This window comes from Kitasatospora sp. NPDC087314 (assembly GCF_044744365.1).
Lineage (GTDB): Bacteria > Actinomycetota > Actinomycetes > Streptomycetales > Streptomycetaceae > Kitasatospora.
Genome location: NZ_JBIUYE010000010.1, coordinates 246229 through 266137 on the forward strand (window position 1 = coordinate 246229; position 19909 = coordinate 266137).

General features: G+C 75.2%; 15 protein-coding genes. 9 read left to right on the top strand and 6 right to left on the bottom strand.

Going from position 1 to position 19909, the window contains the following annotated elements; all coding sequences use genetic code 11:
- Positions 1–37: 37 nt before the first annotated feature.
- The 8 genes from ACIO5E_RS23040 to ACIO5E_RS23075 all read left to right on the top strand — a co-directional run bounded on the left by ACIO5E_RS23040 (position 38) and on the right by ACIO5E_RS23075 (position 10284).
- Complete coding sequence (locus ACIO5E_RS23040) at positions 38–1375, top strand: flavin monoamine oxidase family protein (protein ID WP_400670781.1); 1338 nt, start codon at positions 38–40, stop codon at positions 1373–1375.
- 76 nt (positions 1376–1451) lie between these two features.
- Positions 1452–3158, top strand: coding sequence for a class I adenylate-forming enzyme family protein (locus tag ACIO5E_RS23045; RefSeq protein ID WP_400670784.1), 1707 nt, complete (start codon positions 1452–1454; stop codon positions 3156–3158).
- A gap of 6 nt (positions 3159–3164) precedes the next feature.
- Positions 3165–4553 (top strand): KamA family radical SAM protein, encoded by a 1389-nt coding sequence (locus ACIO5E_RS23050; RefSeq protein ID WP_400670787.1) that lies wholly within the window; start codon positions 3165–3167, stop codon positions 4551–4553.
- The gene (locus tag ACIO5E_RS23055; protein WP_400670790.1) at positions 4553–5635 is read left to right on the top strand and encodes a RimK family alpha-L-glutamate ligase; all 1083 of its coding nucleotides are present in this window, start codon (positions 4553–4555) and stop codon (positions 5633–5635) included. Before ACIO5E_RS23050 ends, ACIO5E_RS23055 begins: the two co-directional genes overlap by 1 nt.
- Complete coding sequence (locus tag ACIO5E_RS23060; protein WP_400670792.1) at positions 5632–6861, top strand: AMP-binding protein; 1230 nt, start codon at positions 5632–5634, stop codon at positions 6859–6861. The genes ACIO5E_RS23055 and ACIO5E_RS23060 overlap by 4 nt, the downstream gene beginning before the upstream one ends.
- Positions 6858–8138, top strand: coding sequence for an MFS transporter (locus ACIO5E_RS23065; protein WP_400670793.1), 1281 nt, complete (start codon positions 6858–6860; stop codon positions 8136–8138). Before ACIO5E_RS23060 ends, ACIO5E_RS23065 begins: the two co-directional genes overlap by 4 nt.
- Positions 8135–9007 (top strand): SDR family NAD(P)-dependent oxidoreductase, encoded by an 873-nt coding sequence (locus ACIO5E_RS23070; protein ID WP_400670796.1) that lies wholly within the window; start codon positions 8135–8137, stop codon positions 9005–9007. Before ACIO5E_RS23065 ends, ACIO5E_RS23070 begins: the two co-directional genes overlap by 4 nt.
- Before the next feature lie 17 nt (positions 9008–9024).
- A complete protein-coding gene (locus tag ACIO5E_RS23075; RefSeq protein ID WP_400670799.1) occupies positions 9025–10284 on the top strand; it encodes a phenylacetate--CoA ligase family protein in 1260 nt (419 codons plus the stop codon).
- Between the two features lie 28 nt (positions 10285–10312).
- On the opposite strand, the gene paaI is transcribed toward ACIO5E_RS23075, so the two are convergent.
- The 5 genes from paaI to ctaD all read right to left on the bottom strand — a co-directional run bounded on the left by paaI (position 10313) and on the right by ctaD (position 15028).
- Entirely contained in the window at positions 10313–10723 is a 411-nt protein-coding gene (gene paaI, locus ACIO5E_RS23080) for a hydroxyphenylacetyl-CoA thioesterase PaaI (protein WP_400670802.1), read from the bottom strand.
- Between the two features lie 350 nt (positions 10724–11073).
- A complete protein-coding gene (locus ACIO5E_RS23085; protein WP_400670804.1) occupies positions 11074–11505 on the bottom strand; it encodes a pyridoxamine 5'-phosphate oxidase family protein in 432 nt (143 codons plus the stop codon).
- A 102-nt stretch (positions 11506–11607) separates the two neighbouring features.
- Positions 11608–12327: a response regulator gene (locus ACIO5E_RS23090; RefSeq protein WP_400670806.1), complete on the bottom strand. Its 720-nt coding sequence runs from the start codon at positions 12325–12327 to the stop codon at positions 11608–11610.
- A 196-nt stretch (positions 12328–12523) separates the two neighbouring features.
- Entirely contained in the window at positions 12524–13051 is a 528-nt protein-coding gene (locus ACIO5E_RS23095; protein ID WP_400670808.1) for a hypothetical protein, read from the bottom strand.
- 150 nt (positions 13052–13201) lie between these two features.
- Positions 13202–15028, bottom strand: a complete 1827-nt coding sequence (ctaD, locus tag ACIO5E_RS23100; protein ID WP_400670811.1) for a cytochrome c oxidase subunit I — start codon at positions 15026–15028, stop codon at positions 13202–13204.
- A gap of 477 nt (positions 15029–15505) precedes the next feature.
- Between ctaD and ACIO5E_RS23105 the strand changes: the two genes are divergently transcribed.
- Positions 15506–17332, top strand: a complete 1827-nt coding sequence (locus ACIO5E_RS23105; RefSeq protein ID WP_400670814.1) for a BTAD domain-containing putative transcriptional regulator — start codon at positions 15506–15508, stop codon at positions 17330–17332.
- Between the two features lie 24 nt (positions 17333–17356).
- On the opposite strand, the gene lanKC is transcribed toward ACIO5E_RS23105, so the two are convergent.
- On the bottom strand, positions 17357–19882 hold the full coding sequence (gene lanKC / locus ACIO5E_RS23110; protein WP_400670817.1) for a class III lanthionine synthetase LanKC: 2526 nt from the start codon (positions 19880–19882) through the stop codon (positions 17357–17359).
- Positions 19883–19909 lie beyond the last annotated feature (27 nt).

Genomic DNA, 19909 nt, shown 5'->3' on the forward strand with positions numbered 1-19909 from the left:
CGCGTTCGGTGCCGGCCGGCCGCGGCGGGACGGTCTCGTGAACGGCCGTCGCGGACCCACCGCCGTGGTGGTCGGCGCCGGACTGGCCGGGCTCACCGCCGCGACCGGACTGACGGCGCACGGGTTCGACGTGACCGTCCTGGAGGCCCGGGACCGGGTCGGCGGGCGCACCCACGGCATCGAGGTCGCACCCGGCGCCCTGGTCGACGCCGGCGCCGCCTACCTCGGCGAGCAGCACACCGAACTCCTGAGCATGATGGACGAGTTGGGACTCAAGACCACCCCCACCACGATGACCGGCGCCAGCCGGTTCGCCCTCGGGGCCGAAACCGCGACCCGAGACGGCCGGTTCCCGCCGCTCAACGCCGTCGCACTCGGCGACCTGTTCGACCGGCTGTCCGAACTCACCGCCGCCGTACGGCCGGACGCGCCCTGGCTCTCCCCCGACGCCGGGCGGCTGGACGCCCTGACCGCCGCCGAGTGGGCCGAGCAGCACCTCACCCACCCCGACGCCCGGCTCTTCTTCCCGCTGTTCCTGGGCGAGATGACGGCCGCCGACCCGGCCGACGTCTCCGTCCTCCACCTCGCCTTCTACCTCCGCTCCGGCGGCGGTCTGCGCTACCTCAACGCCTTCGCGGGCGGCGCCCAGCAGGACCGGATCGCCGGCGGCGCCCACCAGGTCTGCGAACGGCTGGCCGAGCGGCTGGGCGAGCGGGTACGGCTGCGCGAGCCGGTCCGGGCCGTCCACCAGGACGCCGCGGCCGTCGCCGTGCACACCGACCACGGCCGGCACCGTGCGGACGTGGCCGTCCTGGCGCTGCCGCCGCTGCTCGCCGACGCGATCGACCACCGGCCCGCCCTGCCGGTGCGCCGGGCCGGCGAGCGCACCGCGCGCGGCTGCGCGATCAAGGTCCACCTGGTCCACCCCGCGCCGCTGTGGCGCGACCACGGCCTGTCCGGCTGGTCGGTCAACGACCGGGGGCCGCTGCTGTCCACGGTGGACGACTCCCCCGCCGGGAGCGGCATCGGCGTCCTGACCGGCTTCGTCACCGGCGCCGAGGCCCACCGCTTCGCCGCCCTCACCCCGCACGGGCAGCGCGCGGCCGCCGTCGCACAGGCCGCGCAGCTGTTCCCGATGCTCCCCGAGCCGACCGCCTGCCATGTCACCGACTGGCTCAACGACCCGTACAGCAAGGGCTGTTACGCCGCCCTGCTGGGTCCCGGCGACTGGCCCCGGATCGGCCCGGCGCTGACCGCGCCGCACCACCGGGTGCACTGGGCCGGCACCGAGACCAGCACCGCGTACTTCGGGCTGATGGAGGGCGCGATCCGCTCCGGCCACCGGGTCGTCGCCGAGATCCTCGCCCGCACCTGACACCACCGCCTTCCCCCTCCCCGGCGCCGGTTCCACGAGAACCCGCGCGCCCGGCACCCCACGTCCGGAGACCGCCATGAGCGAGCACAGCCCGATCGCCCCCCTTGCCGTCAGACGCCGGCTGATGACCGAACCCGACCTCGGGGCGGGCAACTTCCTCGACCACGCCCTCGCGGCCAACCCGAACCGCGCCGTCCCCTCCGTCTTCACCCACCGCACCGACCACCGCGGCGAGGTCGTCCTGCGCGGCCACAGCCTGCTCGACCTGGCCGCGCTGCGCGACCGCTACGCCGCCTGGTACCACGCCAACGGGGTGCGCCCCGGCGAGCCGGTCGGCGTCGTGGTCGGCGAGGGCCTGGAACCGCTGCTGCACTTCCTCGCGCTGACCTCGCTCGGCGCCGTCCCCGCGCTGGTCAACGACGCGATGCGGCACGACGTGATGGTGCGCTACCTGGACCACGTCGGCGTGGTCGGCGTGGTCGCCGACGACCCCACCCGGCTGGCCGCCGCCTACCGCGAGGACCCCCGGCGCCGCCCGCGCTTCCTCGCCCTGGCCGCCGAGGTGCAGGCCTTCGACGCCGACGCCGCCGCCCTGCCCGCCGACCACCCGTACCGGCACGCCCCGGACGACGTGGTGGCGCTGATCCACTCCTCCGGCACCACCGGTACCCCCAAGTCCACGATGCTGGCGCACCGCCAGTTCTGGGACGGCAAGCAGCCGCGCATGGAGCGCTTCCCCGCCGAGCCGTCCGACCGGCTGATGTCACTGATGCCGCACACCCACGCCGGCGGCCTCAGCTACTTCCTCACCGCCGTCCTGCTCGGTCTGCCCACCGTGGTGATGTCCGACTGGCGGCGCGCCGTCGTCGAACCGGTGATGGAGGCCTTCCAGCCGACCATGGTCGCCTCCTTCCCCCGCACCTTCGTCGAACTGGCCACCGGCGAGCTCCCGGTCCGGGGCGCGGCGAGGGTGCACTCCTGGTTCAACACCGGCGACAGCGCGCACCACGGGCACATCCGCCGCCTGGTGACGCTCGGCGAGCGGCCGGCCGGGCTGATCCGCCCCTGGCTGCTGCCGCAGGACAAGGCCGCGCAACCCGCCCTGCCCGGCTCGCAGTTCGTCGACGGCCTGGGCTCCTCGGAGATGGGCATGGCGCTGTTCGGCCAGGTGACCACCCCGGAGAGCGCCCGCGACGACCGCTGCGTCGGCAAGCCGCTGGAGGTGGTCCTCAAGGCCGCCGTGCTGGACCAGGACGGCACCGAACTCCCGGACGGCGCCGTCGGCTTGCTCGGCATCGTCAGCCCGTCCCGGACTCCGGGCTACTGGCACGACCAACGGCTCACCGAGAGTTTCGAGCTCGCCGGATACTGGCTCACCGGCGACGTCGCCCGCCGCGATCCCGACGGCCGCTTCTACCACCTCGACCGCACGGTGGACGTCATCGACACCGCCGACGGCCCGGTCTACAGCCTTCCGATCGAGGAGGTGCTGTTGGCCGACTGCGCCGAGCTGGTGCAGGACTGCTCGGTGGTCGGCGTGCCCGGGGCGCCCGGAGCGGGCCAACTCCCGCTCGCGGTCGTCCGGTTGCAGGCCGGGGCCGCCGAAACCGGCGCCGAGGAGGTGCGGTCGGCGGCCAACAAGGCACTGGCCGGGGCCGGTCTGGCCGCGCTCGCCGCCGTCCGGATCGCCCGCACGCCGCAGGACTTCCCGCTCGGGCCGACCGGCAAGGTACTCAAGCGCGAGCTGCGCACCCGCTTCGCCGGCCTCCTCGCCGGCCAGTAGCCGGACATGGAGCACCCCGTGATCCGCCAGCCGTACCAGTACGTGCGGACGGCGCTGGTCGAGCCCGACTGGCGGCGGCTGCCGGGCTGGCGCCGCGTCACCGAGGCGCAGTGGCGCGCCCCCCAGTGGCAGCGGGCCCACTCGGTCAAGACCGCCCGGCAGCTGCAGTCGGTCGTCGGCGACCGGCTCACCGACCGCTTCTACCAGGAACTCGCGGCCGACCAGGCCGAGTTCGCCACCATGCCGATGCTGCTTCCGCCGCAGCTGCTGAACACCATGGCCCCGGACGCGCCGGCCGATCCGCGGTCCTTCACCGAGGCGTTCCTGGCCGACCCGGTGCGCCGCTACATGCTGCCGGTGCGCACCGACCGGCTCCCGCGCTGGCCCAGCCACCCCAGGGCCGAGCGGGACTCGCTGCACGAGGCGGACATGTGGGCCGTGGAGGGCCTGACGCACCGCTACCCCACCAAGGTGCTGGCCGAGTTGACCGCCACCTGCCCGCAGTACTGCGGTCAGTGCACCCGGATGGACCTGGTCGGCACCTCCACCGTGCAGGTGGTCAAGACCCGGCTGCTGCTGCGCCCCGCCGAGCGGCAGGAGCAGATGCTCGACTACCTCAAGCGCACCCCGGCCGTGCGCGACGTGGTGGTCTCCGGCGGCGACCTCGCCAACGTCCCCTGGCCGCGCCTGGAGACCTTCCTGCTGCGGCTGCTGGACCTCGGTTCGGTCCGGGACGTCCGGCTCGCCAGCAAGGCCGTGGTGGGCCTGCCGCAGCACTGGCTGCAGCCCCGGCTGCTGGACGGCCTGGCCCGGGTCGCCGAACTGGCCGCCCGCCGCGCGGTGAACCTCGCGGTGCACACCCACGCCAACCACGTCCGGTCCGTCACCCCGCTGGTCGCCGAGGCCGCCCGGGCGCTGCTGGACGCGGGCGTGCGGGACGTCCGCAACCAGGGCGTGCTGATGCGGGGCGTCAACGACACCCCCGAGGACCTGCTGGACCTCTGCTTCGCCCTCCAGGGCGAGGCGAACATCCTGCCGTACTACTTCTACCTCTGCGACGTGATCCCGGGCGCCGAGCACTGGCGCACCCCGCTGCACCAGGCGCAGCGCCTCCAGGAGGCGATCATGGGCTACCTGCCCGGCTACGCCACCCCGCGCATCGTCTGCGACGTCCCGCACGTCGGCAAGCGCTGGGTGCACCAGGCGGTGGCCTACGACCGCGAGCGCGGCATCTCGTACTGGACCAAGAACCACCGCACCGGCCCGGCGGGCGGCGCCGACGGCCCGGACGCCCCGCTCGACCGGCGCCACCCCTACTACGACCCGGTGGACACCCTCCCGGAAGCCGGCCGCCGCTGGTGGTCCGCGCCGTCCGCCGCACCGCGAGGAGCGTGATGAGCGCGATGAGCACACCCGCCCCGCCCGGCGAACTGCGCCGCCTGTGCTGGATCTTCCCCGACCGGGAGTCCTCCCGGATGGCCGAGCTGTGGCACGGCTTCTTCTGGGACCTCTACGCCGAGAGCGCCGCCGACCTCGGCCTGAGCTGGACCAGGCACGCCCCGGACGCCGTCACGGTGGACGCCACCGGGCCCGGCCGTCCCCGGGTCTACGTGGAGGACGAGCCGGTCACCCCCGAGGACACCCTGTTCATCACCGCGCTCTACTCCCTGCCGTACCAGTCGATGGACGTCTTCAACCAGTACGCGCTGTACGCGGTGCTCGAACAGGCCGGGTTCTACCTGCCGTTCCCGCCGCAGGTCTCGCTGATCGGCAACGACAAGCTCGCCACCCTGCTGTTCCTGCGCGGCTCCCCGGTGCCGATCATCCCGACGGTGCGGATCGGCACCGGCCGGGACATCGGCAAGCACGGCTACGAGATCGCGCTCGGGGGCATGACCTACCCGGCCATCGTCAAACCCGCCGGCTGGTGCGGCGGCGGCGGGATCAACCTGGCCCGCGGCCCCGAGGACATCCGGGGGCTGGCCAGCCTCGCCCAGGGCGGCGACACGACGCTGGTCGTCCAGCCCTACCTGGGCGACGGCACGATCGACTACCGGGTGTACGTCGTCGACGGCGAGCCGTACGCGGTGATGAAGCGGACCCCGGAGCCCGGCTCGCCGGTCGCCAACGCCAGCCGGGGCGGCGCCATGGAGTTCCCCCCGGTGCCGCCCGAACTCGCCGCCGCCACCGCCTGGTTCGCCGAGCGGCTGCCGATCCCGTTCTTCTGCGTCGACTTCCTGTACGACGGCGAGCAGTACTGGTTCTCCGAGCTGGAGCCGGACGGCGTGATCGCCCCCGACCTCGCCGACCCGGACCGCACCCTCCAGCGGGACGTCACCCGCGCCCGCTTCGCCGCCTACCGCGACGGCCACGCCACATGGCTCGCCGACGGCGCCCGCCCGCTCACCCTCGACCCGACCCCTGGCCCCACCCCTGCCCCTGCCCTCACCCCCGACCACCGGACGGACCCCCGATGACCGCCTCCTTCTCCCTGTCCCCCGAAGCCGCCGAGCCCCGACTGCAGGTGGCCCGCCGCACGCTGGAGCGGCTGCGCAGCGTCCCCGCCCTGGCCCCGCGCTACGCCAGCCACGTCAACATCCACACCCTCGACCGGCTCGCCACCGTCCCGCCGCTGGCCAAGGAGGACCTCAACACCGCCCTCGCCCACCTGGAGCCCGCCGCCGAGCAGGCCGCCACCTGGCTGTTCCAGAGCGGCGGCAGCACCGGCGCCCCGCAGGTCGGCTACGCCCCCACCGGCTTCTACATGGCCGGCGTGCACGCGCACTGGCAGCCGCTCGACCGTACGGACGTCTTCGTCAACGTCTGGGGCGCCGGCCGGATGTGGGGCGCGCACTTCCTCGCCGCCGCGCTCGCCGACCTCGCCGGCTGCCGGATCATCGCGCTCGGCTCGGTCGCCCCGCAGGAGTACGGCGACTGGCTGGCCTTCCTCGCCGCGCGCCGGGTGACGGCCATCGGCGGGACGCCCAGCGTGCTGCGGCTGTGGTTCGCGCACGCCCGCGCCGCCGGGCTCCGGCTCCCCGCGCTGCGCAAGGTGCTGTGGCTCGGCGAGGCCTGGCAGCCCCAACTCGCCGAGGACCTGGCCGTGGTGGCGCCCGACGCGCGGCGCTGGGGGATGTTCGGCAGCACCGAGACCTGGGTGGTCGCCACCAACACCCCCGACTGCCCGGCCGACACCTTCCACCCGCTGCCCGACCAGCTGGTCCACGCCGACGACGACGGCCTGCTCGACTTCACCACCCTCAACCCCGAGATGCTCAACCCGGTGCTGCGCTACCGCACCGGCGATGCGGGCGAGTTGACGGCCTGCCCGTGCGGGCGCCCGGGCTCCGCGATGCGGGTGCTGGGCCGGCGCGACAGCGTCGTCCAGGTGCGCGGCCTCGGGCTGGACGTGGACGAGCTGATCGCCCGGGCCGAGCGCGCGCCGGGCGTGGCCCGGGCGCAGGTGGTGCTCACCGAGCGGCGCGGCCGGGCCACCGCGGTGGAGGTCCTGTTGCTCACCGGCGGCCAGGGCGCCGCGCCCGACGCGGAGCGGCTGCGCACGGAGCTGTTCGCCGCCACCTTCACGCTCAGCACCGCCTTCCAGCACGACCCGGAGTCCTTCCGGGTGCGGCCGGTCGAGGAACTCGTCAGCAACGGCCGCACCGGCAAGACCGCCGGCCTGGTCCTGCGGGAGGGTGCGTGACGGCCGAGCGCCCGGCGCCGCTCGGCCGCGGCTTCGACCTGTTCTGGGCCGGGCAGACCGTCAGCCTGGTCGGCGACAAGGTCACCGTGTTCGTCGTCCCGACCCTGATGATCTTCGTGCTGCACGCCTCGGCCCTCCAGGTCGGCGTGGTGGCGATGGCCCAGTACCTCGGCATCCCGCTGCTCGGGCCGATCGCCGGGGTGCTGGTCGACCGCTGGGACAAGCGCCGGACGATGCTCGGCTGCGACCTGGTCCGGCTGGTCGCGGTGGCGGCGATCCCGCTCGCGTACCGGCTCGACGCGCTGTCCACCCCGCTGCTGTTCGGCTGCGTGGCGGTGATCAGCGGCGCGACGATCTTCTTCAACGTCGGCTACCTGGTCGCCGTCCCCGCCGTGGTGCCCGAGGACGGCATGGTCCGCGCCTACTCCCGGCTGGAGGGCAGCGGCTCGGTCTCCGAGGTCGCCGGCCCCTCCATCGCCGCCGCCCTCTACGGCGCGCTCGGGGTGGCCGCCCTGCTGGTCGACGCGGCCAGCTACCTGGTCTCGGCCGTCTGCTTCCGGTACATGAGCCCGTGGGGTGAGCGGACGGTCGACCCCGGCTCGATCCGGGAGCGGCTGGCCCTGGGCTTCCGGCTCAACTGGGCCGACCCGGTGCTGCGCCGCGTGGTGCTGGCGGCCGTCACGCTCAACTGCGGCGGGCCGGTGTTCGTCACCGTGCTGCCCGTCCTCGCCTACCGCGGCCTGGGCGTGACGGTCGGCGGCTTCGGCGCGGCCATGTCGGTCGCCGCGCTCGGCGCGCTGCTCGGCGCCGTGGTCGCCCCGCGGATCAGCCGGCGGTTCGGCCTGGGCCGGACGATGGCCTGGTCGCTGCTGCTGCACTGCCTGGTCGGCCTCGGGCTGCTCGCCGCGCCCGCGCTGCCGTCCGGGCCGGTGATCGCGGTGACCATGGGCTGCTACGGCTTCTTCATGTCCTGCATCAACGTGTGCAGCGCGCCCGCCCGGCAGTCCCGGATGTCCGCCCGCAACCAGGGCGTGATGCACGCCGCCTTCCGGACCGTCACCTGGGGCGTGATCCCGCTCGCCGCACTGGTCGGCGGCCTGGCCGTCACCCTGCTCACCGGCCCGCTCGGCATCCTGGACGCGGCCCGGGCCGTGATGGCCGGCGGCACCCTGCTGGCCGCCTGCTCCTTCCTCCCGGCGCTCGGCCTCCAGCCACTGCTGGACGCCGCCGAGCGCGAGCCGGCCGCCGCGACGGAGCTCGCGGAGAGCGCGCCGTGAGCGCCGACGGCAAGGTCCTGCTGATCACCGGGACGTCCTCCGGCATCGGCCTGGCCACCGCCGTCGCGGCGGCCCGGGCCGGCTACACCACGGTGGCCACCATGCGCGAGCCCGGCCGCGCCGGGGAGCTGCGGCGGGCCGCCGAGGCCGTCGGCACCGCCGTGGACGTCCGCCGCCTCGACGTCACCGACCCCGGCTCGATCGCCGACTGCCTGGACGGCGTCGCCCGGTCGTACGGGCGGCTGGACGCCGTGGTCAACAACGCGGGCGTCGCCAACTCCGACCCGACGCTGGAGATGTCCACCGACGCGGCGCTGCGCGCCAACCTGGAGGTCAACTTCTTCGGCGTGGCCGCCGTCAGCCGGGCCGCGCTGCCGCTGCTGCGGGCCGCCGGGGGCCGCCTGGTCACCGTCGGCAGCGTGCACGGCGTGGTCGGCCAACCCTTCAACGAGGCCTACTGCGCCGCCAAGTTCGCCGTCGAGGGCTTCCTGGAGGCGCTCGCCCCGGTCGCGGCGGCGCACGGCGTCCAGGTCTCCGTGGTCGTGCCCGGGTACGTCCCGGACACCCGGTTCGGCGTCTTCCCGGACATCGACCGCACCACCGTCCACGCCGCCTCCGGCCCGTACGCACCGACCTTCGCCGGCTACCTGGACTGGGTCGGCGGCCAGGGCTGGGAGTCGGCCGGGCAGCCGGCCCGGGAGATCGCCGACGTCGTGGTGCGGACCCTGCTCGCCGACCGCCCACCGTTCCGGGTGCCCGCCAACCGCTGGGCCGCCGACTACCTGGCCGCCAAACTCGCCGACCCGGACGGCTCCACCGTCCAATCCCTCGCCCGGACCTGGCTCGGGCAGCCCGAACATTCCTCCTGAGCAAGGGAGTCGACCCCATGCCCGCCAAGCCCCTGGCCGAGCTGATCGCCTTCGCCCGCGCGAACTCACCGTTCTACGCCGAGCTGTACCGCGACCTGCCCCCCGCCGTCGACCAGCTCGACCGGCTCCCCCTCGTCGACCAGGCCGCCTTCTGGGCCGCCAACACCTGGCCCGACAACCGGGTCCTGACCGGACCGCTCAGCGACGCCGGCGTCTACAGGACCGGCGGCACCACCGGCGTCCCCAAGTTCTCGCCCTGGACCCGCACCGAGCACGCCGACTCGGTCACCGCCTTCGGTGCCGGACTCGTCCGGGCGGGCCTCAGACCCGGACACCGGGTGGCCAACCTGTTCACGGCCGGCGAACTCTACGGCGGCTTCCTCTACATCGAGAACGCCCTGCACCACGCGCCGGTGGACAACGTCCGGCTGGGCGTCGGCGGCGCCGCACCCGACCCGTACATCGCCGACCTCATCGCCGGCTTCGGCGTGCACGTGCTGGCCGGCGAGCCGATGAAGCTCAGCGCCGTCGCCGAGTGCCTGGTCCGGCGCGGGGAGACGGCCGACGGGGTGGAACTGCTGCTGTTCGGCGGCGACCTGCTCTTCGCCGACCTGCGGCCGCTCCTCGCCCGGGCCTTCCCCAGGGCGGCCGTCGCCTCGGTCGGCTACGCCTCCAACGACGCCGGGCTGGTCGGCTCGCCCGTCCCCGGCGACGACGTCCGGGTGCACGAGGCCTTCCCCCAGCGGACGGTGGTGGAGCTGGTCGACGACGTCACCGGCGAGGCGATCACCAGCCCCGGCACGCCCGGCCGGGTCGTGGTCACCAACCTGTTCCGCACCCTGATGCCGATCCTGCGCTATCCCACCGGCGACCGCGCCGAGTGGACCGACGCCCACCGCCGCCGCTTCCGCCTGCTCGGCCGCTCCACCGAGGGCGCCCGGGTCGGCACCGTCGCCCTGCCCACCGAGGAGATCCGGACCGTGCTGCTCGCCGCCGACCCGGACCGCCACATCACCGGGATGCAACTCGTCCAACGCCGTTGGGCGGGACGCGACGGCCTGATCCTGCGCCTCGGCCACACCGGGTGCCGGCCGGACCCCGAACTCGCCGACCGGCTCGTCGAGGCGGTGTACACGGCCCTGCCGCTCTACCCCGCAGAGGTCGCGCTGGGCAGCATCCACGACCTCGCGGTGGAGTGGGTGCCGCGCTCCGAGCTGGTCACCAATCCGCGCACCGGCAAGCTCCAGCAGGTCCTGGACGAGCGCCCGCAGCCCTGACCACCGCAGGCCGGCTGAACAGGGCGGGTCAGCCGGCCTGCGGCCTGCCCCCGATCGCCACGCTCTGCCCGCGGAACTCGGCGATGACCTTCCCGTCCGTCCGCCGGACCGTCACGTCGTAGATCCCGCTGCGCCCGGCCCGCGACCGCTCCACCGCCTCCGCCACCAGCTCGTCCCCGACCGCCGCCGGGGCGAGGAAGGCGACCTGCGCCGCCTGCGCGACGGTGACCGGGCCGTGGCTGTTGCAGGCGAACGCGAACGCGGCGTCGGCCAGCAGGAACAGGTAGCCGCCGTGCGCCGTCCCGTGCCCGTTCACCATCGTCGCGGCCACCGTCATCCGCGTCACCGCGCGGCCGGCGGACACCTCGTCCAGCGCGATGCCCAGCGTCCGGCAGGTCTCGTCCCGCGCGTAGAGGGCGGCGATCCCGGGGTCGATCATCCGTCCTGTCCCTCCGTCGGCGGTGTCCGGCCCAGCCTAGAGCGTGTTTGCAAAGTCCCGCCGGGTCCGCGACGCCGGGCATCCTCCCCCAGCCTCCGGCCGGGACGTACCCCCACCTGGACGCACGCCCGAATCGCCCAAGTACGTCCAGTACGAGGACGATCCGGGCGCACGCCCAGCCGGGCGCCCAACGCCGCGGCCTGGTCCGACGCGACTTTGCAAACACGCCCTAGGGCCCCGGCCGCCGTCCGGGGGAACTCCACCGCACGGCCCGCTCGCTGCTGGAGCCGTGACACCTCCTCAGGCACGGAAGGCAGGCAGCCGCTCGACGGCCCGGGCGTCGCCGTCGATCACTTCTCCTCCCCCGCCCGACCGGAAGTGCGGCGGATCGTGGCGGGATCGTGCGAGCGGATCGGGGAGAGCCGCCGGCCGACGACCAGTTCCGGGCGGATGCGGATCCGGACGGCCCCGGGCGTGCGTCCGGCGGCGGGGCCGACCTGGGCGCGGCCGAGGATGGTGACGTACCAGCCGGAGCCGTCCGCGCCGTCCACCTCGTCGGCCTCGAAGGCGATCACGGCGTCGTCCACGGCCCGCGCCAGTTCGGAGCCGGCCGGGGCCGAGAGCAGGACGCCGCCGCCGTCCGACAGGTCCAGCCGGAAGCGCACCGGCAGCACCGCCGGGAGGGCTCGGATGGTGTAGACCACCCGGCCGACCGCCGCCCGGGCCAGCAGGTCCAACGCCCGCTCCCGGTCAAGTTCGAGCAGGTCGTGATCACCGTTCATGCCCTCGATGCTCGCCCCGGCGGTGGCCTCGCCGCGAGGGCCGATGGTCCCGCCGGGGGTCCCACCCGGCCGGCAGCGGACGGGCCGTGGGAGGACGGGCCGTCAGCGCCAGCGGGACCGCGGCTGCGACGCCTGCGCGGCGGCCGACGCCTGGCGCAGCTCGGTGGCGATCAGCGCCGCCTGCACCCGCCGCTCCACGCCCAGCTTGGCGAGCAGCCGCGACACGTGGTTCTTCACCGTCTTCTCGGCGAGGTAGAGCCGCTCGCCGATCTGCCGGTTGGTCAGGCCCTCCCCGATCAGCGCCAGCACCTCCTGCTCGCGCGCGGTCAGGGCTGGCCCGGTGACGACCGGCTGGGCGGGTTCGGCGTCGTTGCGCAGGCGGTTCAGCAGCCGGGTGGCCGCACCGGGGTCGAGCATCGAGCGACCCGAGGCGACGGTCCGTACGGCGGCCACCAGGTCCGTCCCGCTGATCTGCTTCAGCACGTATCCGGCGGCGCCCGCCATCACGGCGTCGAGCAGTGCCTCCTCGTCGTCGAAGGAGGTCAGCATCAGGCAGGCCAGCCCGGGCATCCGGGACCGCAGCTCCCGGCAGACCGACACCCCGTCCCCGTCGCCCAGCCGGACGTCCAGCACCGCCACGTCGGGCCGCAGCGCGGGCACCCGGACGAGCGCCTGCTCGGCGGTGGCGGCCTCCCCGACCACCTCCAGGTCCGGTTCGCCGTCCAGCAGGTCGTGCACCCCGCGGCGCACCACCTCGTGGTCGTCCAGCAGGAACACCCGGACCGGCGCCGGCGCTCCGGCGCCCGCCGTCTTGGTCGCCATCACGCGGCTCCACCTTCGTCACCCCCGCACACTCCCGGCGGGTCCCAGCGGCATCATCCCCGGTCACCGGCCCCGGGCCCAGGGCCCAACGACCCCATTCCGGCCCGACGAACGGCCCCCGGGCCGCTCCCGCACCCCGGAGCGCAGCAGCGGCGCGGCTCCCGGAGGAGCCGCGCCGCCCGTACCGCAGGACGCCTCAGCGCCGCCGCGCGCTGCCCAGCCCCGCCAGCAGGAAGGCGAGCGCGACCACCGCCCCGCAGGCCGCCGCGAGCGCCACCCGGATGCCCTGGCCGCCCTCGCCCGACAGCAGGATCGCCACCGCGCCCAGCGAGGCGACCGCCGCACCGACGACCAGCCACCCCGCGAGGGCGACCGCGGCGGGACGCCCGGAGCGCGGCGCCGGCCCGGCGTCCAGAGCGGCCCAGTGGACGGCGGACTCCCGCTGCTCCCCGCGCCGTTCCGATCGGGCGCGGACCCGCAGCGCCGCCCCGCCGACCAGCCCGGCGAGGGCGATCTGCGCGGCGGGCCGCCAGTCGGGCTGGGCGAGCAGCAGCCCGCCGGCCAGGGCCAGGGCCGCCCACCAGAGGACGCAGGCGGCCGCGGCCGTCCGGGTGGAGCGGGGCCGGTCGGCGCCGGCCTGGAGGTCGGCGATGGCGGGCAGGTACCAGACGCAGCCGCTCGCGGTGAGGGCGGCGGTACCGATGGCGAGGACGGTGTGGGTCATGGGGCCGGCCTTCCGGGTCGCAGGGGTGGAGCCGTCCCCGCCCGCCCGGTGACGGGGGCGGCGGGCGGGCGGGGACGGCGTTCGGGGTGGACGGCGTTCGGGGGTGGGCGGCGTTCGGGGGTGGGCGGCGTTCGGGGGTGGGCGACCGCGTCAGCCGTCCGCGGCGGACCGCGCCCGCTCCGCCCGGGTGCGCGGCCGGTCGTAGGCCGCCGGGGTCACGTCGCCCAGGTGGGTGGCCGGTGCGCCGCTGTTCTCCAGGACGTCCCGCGCCGCGATGTCGGGGTGGTGCAGGTCGAAGGCCGGGGACTCGGAGCGGATCCGCGGCAGCCGGACGAAGTTGTGCCGCGGCGGCGGGCAGGAGGTGGCCCACTCCAGCGAGCGGCCGAAGCCCCACGGGTCGTCGGTCTCGACCTTCTCGCCGTACCTGGCCGTCTTCCAGACGTTGTAGAGGAACGGCAGGATCGACAGCCCGAGCAGGAAGGAGCCGATGGTGGACACGGTGTTGAGGGTGGTGAAGCCGTCCGAGGCGAGGTAGTCGGCGTAGCGGCGCGGCATGCCCTCGGCGCCGAGCCAGTGCTGGACCAGGAAGGTGGCGTGGAAGCCGATGGTGAGGGTCCAGAAGCTGATCCGGCCGAGCCGTTCGTCGAGCTTCTTGCCGGTCATCTTGGGCCACCAGAAGTGGAAGCCCGCCATCATCGCGTAGACCACCGTGCCGAACAGCGTGTAGTGGAAGTGGGCGACGACGAAGTACGAGTCGGAGACGTGGAAGTCGATCGGCGGGGCGGCGAGCAGCACGCCGGTGAGGCCGCCGAACAGGAAGGTGACCAGGAAGCCGACGGTCCACAGCATCGGTGTCTCGAAGCTGAGCGAGCCCTTCCACATGGTGCCGACCCAGTTGAAGAACTTGACCCCGGTCGGGACGGCGATCAGGAAGGTCATGAAGGAGAAGAAGGGCAGCAGCACCTGCCCGGTGACGTACATGTGGTGCGCCCACACCGTCACCGACAGGCCCGCGATGGCGACCGTGGCGGCGATCAGCCCCGCGTAGCCGAACATCGGCTTGCGGCTGAACACCGGGATGATCTCCGACACGATCCCGAAGAACGGCAGCGCCAGGATGTACACCTCGGGGTGGCCGAAGAACCAGAACAGGTGCTGCCACAGCATCGCCCCGCCGTTGGCCGGGTCGAAGACGTGCGAGCCGAACTTGCGGTCGCATTCGAGGGCGAGCAGCGCGGCGGCCAGGACGGGGAAGACCAGCAGCACCAGCACCGAGGTGAGCAGCACGTTCCAGCAGAAGATGGACATCCGGAACATGGTCAGCCCGGGGGCGCGCATGCAGATGATCGTGGTGATGAAGTTGACCGCGCCGAGGATGCTGCCGAAGCCGGAGAGCGTCACACCCATGATCCACATGTCGGCGCCGACGCCGGGCGAGTGGACGGCGTCGGACAGCGGCGCGTAGAGGAACCAGCCGAAGTCGGCGGCGCCCTGCGGGGTCGCGAAGCCGGCGGCGGCGATCAGCGAGCCGAACATGAACAGCCAGAAGGACAGCATGTTCAGTCGCGGGAAGGCGACGTCCGGAGCGCCGATCTGCAGCGGCATGATCCAGTTGGCGAAGCCGGTGAACAGCGGCATCGCGAAGAGCAGCAGCATCACCGAGCCGTGCATGGTGAAGGCCTGGTTGAACTGCTCGTTGGAGAGGATCTGGGTGCCGGGCCGGGCGAGTTCGGCGCGCATGACCAGCGCCAGGACACCGCCGATCAGGAAGAACCCGAACGCCGACACCAGGTACATGGAGCCGATCGTCTTGTGGTCGGTGGTGGTCAGCAGTCTGACCACGGCCGAACCGGGCCGTCGGGCCCGAACCGACTCCGGTGGTACGGCGGTTGGCGGTGGCGTGGGGTCGCCCTGTGCCGGGGTGGCGCTCAAGGACGCACTCCTTAAGGAACGTCGTGCGAATAGCTGGCGATCCATGATCGGGACGCACCGCACCGGCGCCCTAGGGCCGTTCGGCCCGCGCGCCCGGGGCCGCTCGGCCCGCGTTCCGGCGCCCGGACCGGGACCTCCGGTGACCTCCCGCCGACGCCCCGGCCCCTCGGGCGGCGCTCACCCCGTCGACGAGCGCCGCTGGAGAAACACCGGAAGCGCCCCGCGCCCGCGCCCCCGGACCGCCCCTGACCGGCCGTCGGCCCGCGCCCCCGCCGCCGGCCCACCACCGCACCCCGCCGCCGCCGCCCGCCCCGCCCCACCTGCCGCGACACCACACACCGTGGCGGCCGCCACCCCCTGGCGTCCGCTCCCCCGGGTGACCGACGTGTGCGGGTCGGGTGACCGAACCGGTCCGATTCCGTGCCCTACAGATCGGATCAGCTGTCAAGTAGCCTGCGCCCACGCCGCACCACCGCCGGTCACGCCCCCGCACGCCCCCACCCACGCCCCGGAGGTACGCCGATGCCCCTGGCCCAGCCCGCCGCCCCCGCCCGGCCGCGCTTCTCCGTGCTCGGCCCGCTGACCGGCGAGGTGGACGGCCGGCCGCTCGCCCTCGGCCCGCTCAAGCAGCGGCTGGTACTCGCCGTCCTGCTGAGCCGCGCCAACACGGCCGTCCCGGTCGACCTGCTCACCGACGCGGTCTGGCCCGAGGAACCGCCGCGCACCGCCCGTAAGAACCTCCAGGTCTACATCTGCGCCCTGCGCACCCTGCTCGGCCGCGGCGCCGGCCCCGACCGGCTGGCCCACACCGCCGGAGGCTACCTGCTGCGGGTCGCCGAACCCGAGCTCGACGTCCTGCAGTTCCGCGCCCTCGCCCGGGCCGGCCGGGCCGCCGCCGACGGCGGCGCGCTCGCCCCCGCCGCCCGGCTGCTGCGCCAGGCCCTCGACCTGTGGCAGGGCCCGCCGCTCGCCGACCTGCGCTGCTCGCCCGCCGTCGAGGCGGAGGCCGACCGGCTGGAGGCCCGCTGCCTCGGCGTCCACGAGGACTGGGCGGAGGCCGAGTTGGAGCTCGGCAACGCCACGGCCGTCGCCGAGGAACTCGCCGAACTGGCCGAACGCCACCCGCTGCGCGAACGCCTCCAGGCCGCCCGGATGAACGCCCTGCACCTGTCCGGCCGGCAGGCCGAGGCACTCGCCGTCTACGACGCCCACCGCCAGCTGCTCGCCCGCGAGTTGGGACTGGAACCCAGCCCGGCCCTGACCACCCGCTACCGGCAGCTGCTCGCCCGCGGCCCCGCCCGGCCCGCCACCTCCAGACCGGCCCGGGACGCCGGCCCGAACAGCGCGCTGCTACCCGCCGACACCGCCGACTTCACCGGTCGCTCTGCCGAACTGCTCGATTTGATCGACGAGTTGGGCGAAGGCGGCGAACGCGTCGCGATACTCTCCGGCCCGGCCGGCAGCGGCAAGACCACCCTGGCCGTGCACGCCGGACACCTGCTCGCCGACCGTTTCCCGGACGGCCGGCTGCTGATCCGGTTGCGCACCGAGGACGGCACCCCGCGCCCGCTCGCCGACATCCTCGCCGAACTCGCCGTCCTCACCGGCCGGTCGGGCCCCGGCCCGGCCGACCCGGCACAGGCCGCCGCCCTCTGGCGGGCCTCACTGGCCGGACGCCGGATGCTGCTGATCCTCGACGACGCCCCCGGCGAGGCCGTGGTCCGCGACCTGCTGCCGGGCTTCGGCCCGAGCGCCACCCTCGTCACCTCCCGCAGCCAACTCGCCGGGCTGGCCTCGGTGCACCGGATCACCGTCCCGCCCTTCGCCCTCGCCGAGGCCCTCGACCTGCTCGGCCGGATCGTCGGCACCGGGCGGATCGGCACCGACCGCGCGGCGGCCGCCCGGATCGCCGAGGCCTGCGGGCTGCTGCCGCTCGCCGTCCGGGTCGCCGGCACCCGGCTCGCCGTCCTGCGCCACCTGCCGCTCGCCGAGTACGCGGCCCGCCTCGCCGACCCGGCCGGCGCCCTGGACGAACTCGTCGCCGGGGACGTCACCGTCCGCGCCCGCCTCGACTCCGGCTGGCGCGACCTCACCGACCAGGGGCGCCTCGCCCTCGGCCGCCTCGCCGCCCTCCCGCTCTCCCTGCTCTTCACCCTCCCCGAGGCCGCCGCCGCCCTCGGCCGCCCCGAACGCCTCGCCCTGCGCGCCCTGGAGGCCCTCACCGACACCGGCGCCGTCACCTCCCCCACCGGCGAGGTCACCGCCCACGCCGCCCTCTACGCCCTCCCCCGCCTCACCCACCTCCACGCCCGCGAACACGCCACGACCCTCGCCGACACCCGCATCTGAAGCCGGCCCGGCCCACCGCGCCCCTCACCCCAGCGTCAGCACGTCCAGCAACTCCCCGCCCTCCAGCGCCCGCAGGGCCAACAGCACGCCCGCCGCCCCGGTGTGCAGGTCCGCCGAGAACCGCCGCAGCCGCATCCCCGGGACCAGCAGTCCCTCCGGCCGCGCCACCAGGTGCCACTGCAGCTTCCGCACCTGCCCGAGGACGCTCTCCCGGCTCGCCGCACCGCCCAGCCGGTCCAACGCCAGCAGCAGCCCGGTCCGGCCCCGGAACAGCCCCGGCTCCCGGACGAACCCGGGTGCGCACACCCGCCGCACATCGGCCAGGAACCCGTCGAACCCGCCCGCTCCGAGCGCCTGGTACTCCCGGGCGACCAGCGCGATCCCGCTGCTGCCCCGGTCGAGGTAGGCCAGCCGCCGCCCCCGGTCGAGGACCTGCACGGACCCGTCCGGCACCCGCACGCACTGCGCCATGGCCCGGGCCAGCGCCTCGCGCCCCGAGGCCAGCAGCCAGTCCTCGCCGGTCCGCCGGTACAGCCTCAGCTGCACCAGGGCGATCCCCGCGAGCCCGTACAGCAGTCCGGCCGCCGTCGGCTCGGCGAGCCCGGCGACGGCCTCGCCCCGCAGCACCGCGTCGAGCGCCCGCGCGTCGGCGAGGGCGTCCGCGAGTTCGCGCGGGCTCCCGAGGGTGTCGGCGAGCCGCAGCCGGGCGAGCGCGGTGCCGGCCCGCCCGCCGTACAGGGCGACGGTGGGCGCGGGCCGGGCCTCGCGGACCTGGGCGACCAGCTCGGCCGCCTCCTCGGCGCGCCCGATCCGGGCCAGGACCGCCGCCACCCCGAGCGGCCCGTCGTACAGGCCGCCCGCGCCCGGCCGGGGGCCGCGCCGCCGCATCGCCGCGACCAGCCAGTCCGCGTACTCCTCCGGGCAGGGCGCCCCGGCCCGGTGCAGCGCGTACAGCACGCCGGCCGCGCCGTGCGCGACGCCGGTGCCGCCGTCGGCGAATCCGGCCGGGTCGCCGGGAAAGAGCCGGTCGGGCCGGTCGGGTGTGGCCCCGGCGTGGATCCCGGCGACGAGTTCGTCGCCGACCGCGTCGAGTGCGGGCCCGGCGAGCAGTTCCCGCACCCGCCGCTCGGCGACCGATTCCACCAGCGTCACGGCACCCGGCCGCACCGGCCCCTCCTCCGACCCGAGCCCGAACCAGTCCCGGGCCCGCCGTTCCAGTCCGGCCAGCTTGCCGGGGTCGCGCTCGGCCAGTTCCATCACCGGCATCAGCAGCATCAGCCAGGTGGCCCAGAGCATGTAGCGGTCGGCGTCGGCGCCGTCGAGCCCGGGCGGGGGCTGGAGTCCGCCCGCGCCGGCGAGCGGCACCCGGCGGCCGGTGACTTCGTCCGCGTACTCGAAGTCGACGAGCACCACCGAGCCGTCCGGCCGGACGATCACGTTGGCCGGGTGCAGGTCCCCGAACCGGACGCCGCGCTCGTGCAGGGCGCCGAGCGCCTTCTCCAGCCCGGCGACGACCCCGGCCACCCACCCGGCGTACTCGGCCCGCTGCTCGGCGGTGCAGTTCTGGTGCACCAGCGGATAGCGGCGGATCGCCTCGGCGTACAGCTGGACGCCCTCGATGTGCTCCTGGACGAGGAAGGTGTGCTCCCAGACGGTGCGGACCTCGTGCAGCCGGGGCACGCAGTCCAGGCCGGCGAGCCGTTCCAGCGCCCGGCGCTCACGCCGCAGGCGGGTCACGGCATCGTCCCCGGCGGCGTCCAGCCCGGCGTACGGGCGGGCCTCGCGCAGCACCACCCGCTCCCCGGTGCTCCGGTGCTCGCCGAGGTAGATCCCGCCGGCGCTGGAGAACTGCAGCACCTCGACGATCCGGTACGGCAGGTCACCGCCGGCCGCTTCCCGGGCGGCCAGGTGCGGGCGCAGCGCCTCGGGCGGCTCGACCCAGGCGGGCAGCCGGAACACCGGGTCGCGCCGATCGGGGACGAGCGCGCCGGACGGGTCGCGCAGCGCGGGGACGGGCCGCCCGTCGCCGTCCTGGCACCACAGCTCGACGAAGGCGCCGTAGCGCGCGTACACCGGGGCCGTCCCGATCCGCAGGTCGGTGAGCACGTACGGCCCTCGGCGGCCCGCCAGCACCTCGGCCAACTCCCCGGCCACCGCGAGGAATTCCGCCTCCGACTCCGGGTAGACGGTGACGAACTTGCCGCTGCTCCCGCGCCCCGTGTACTTGCCGTTCGCGACCCGCAGCGCCGCGTCCCCGCGCAGGAACTTGAAGGTCGTCCGGCGCGCCGTGCAGATCCGCGCGACGGCCGCCAGCGTCTCCTCGGCCTCCTCCGGAACGGCCGAGACGTGGATCTTCCAGCCCTGCTCCGGCAGCCGGGCGCCGTCCGGCCGCAGCGCCGTCCACAGCCCGCGCTGCTCGCGCCGCCAGCCGGCGGGCGGCGCGCCGAGCCCCAGCGGGTACCGGTCGGCCCGGTCGCGGAGCCGGCCGGGGGTGTCGTAGTACGTCGGGTCGGCGAGGCAGTACAGCTGGGTCTCCTGGGCGCCGGCCATGGCACGCCTCCTCTTCCGGGTCGCTGG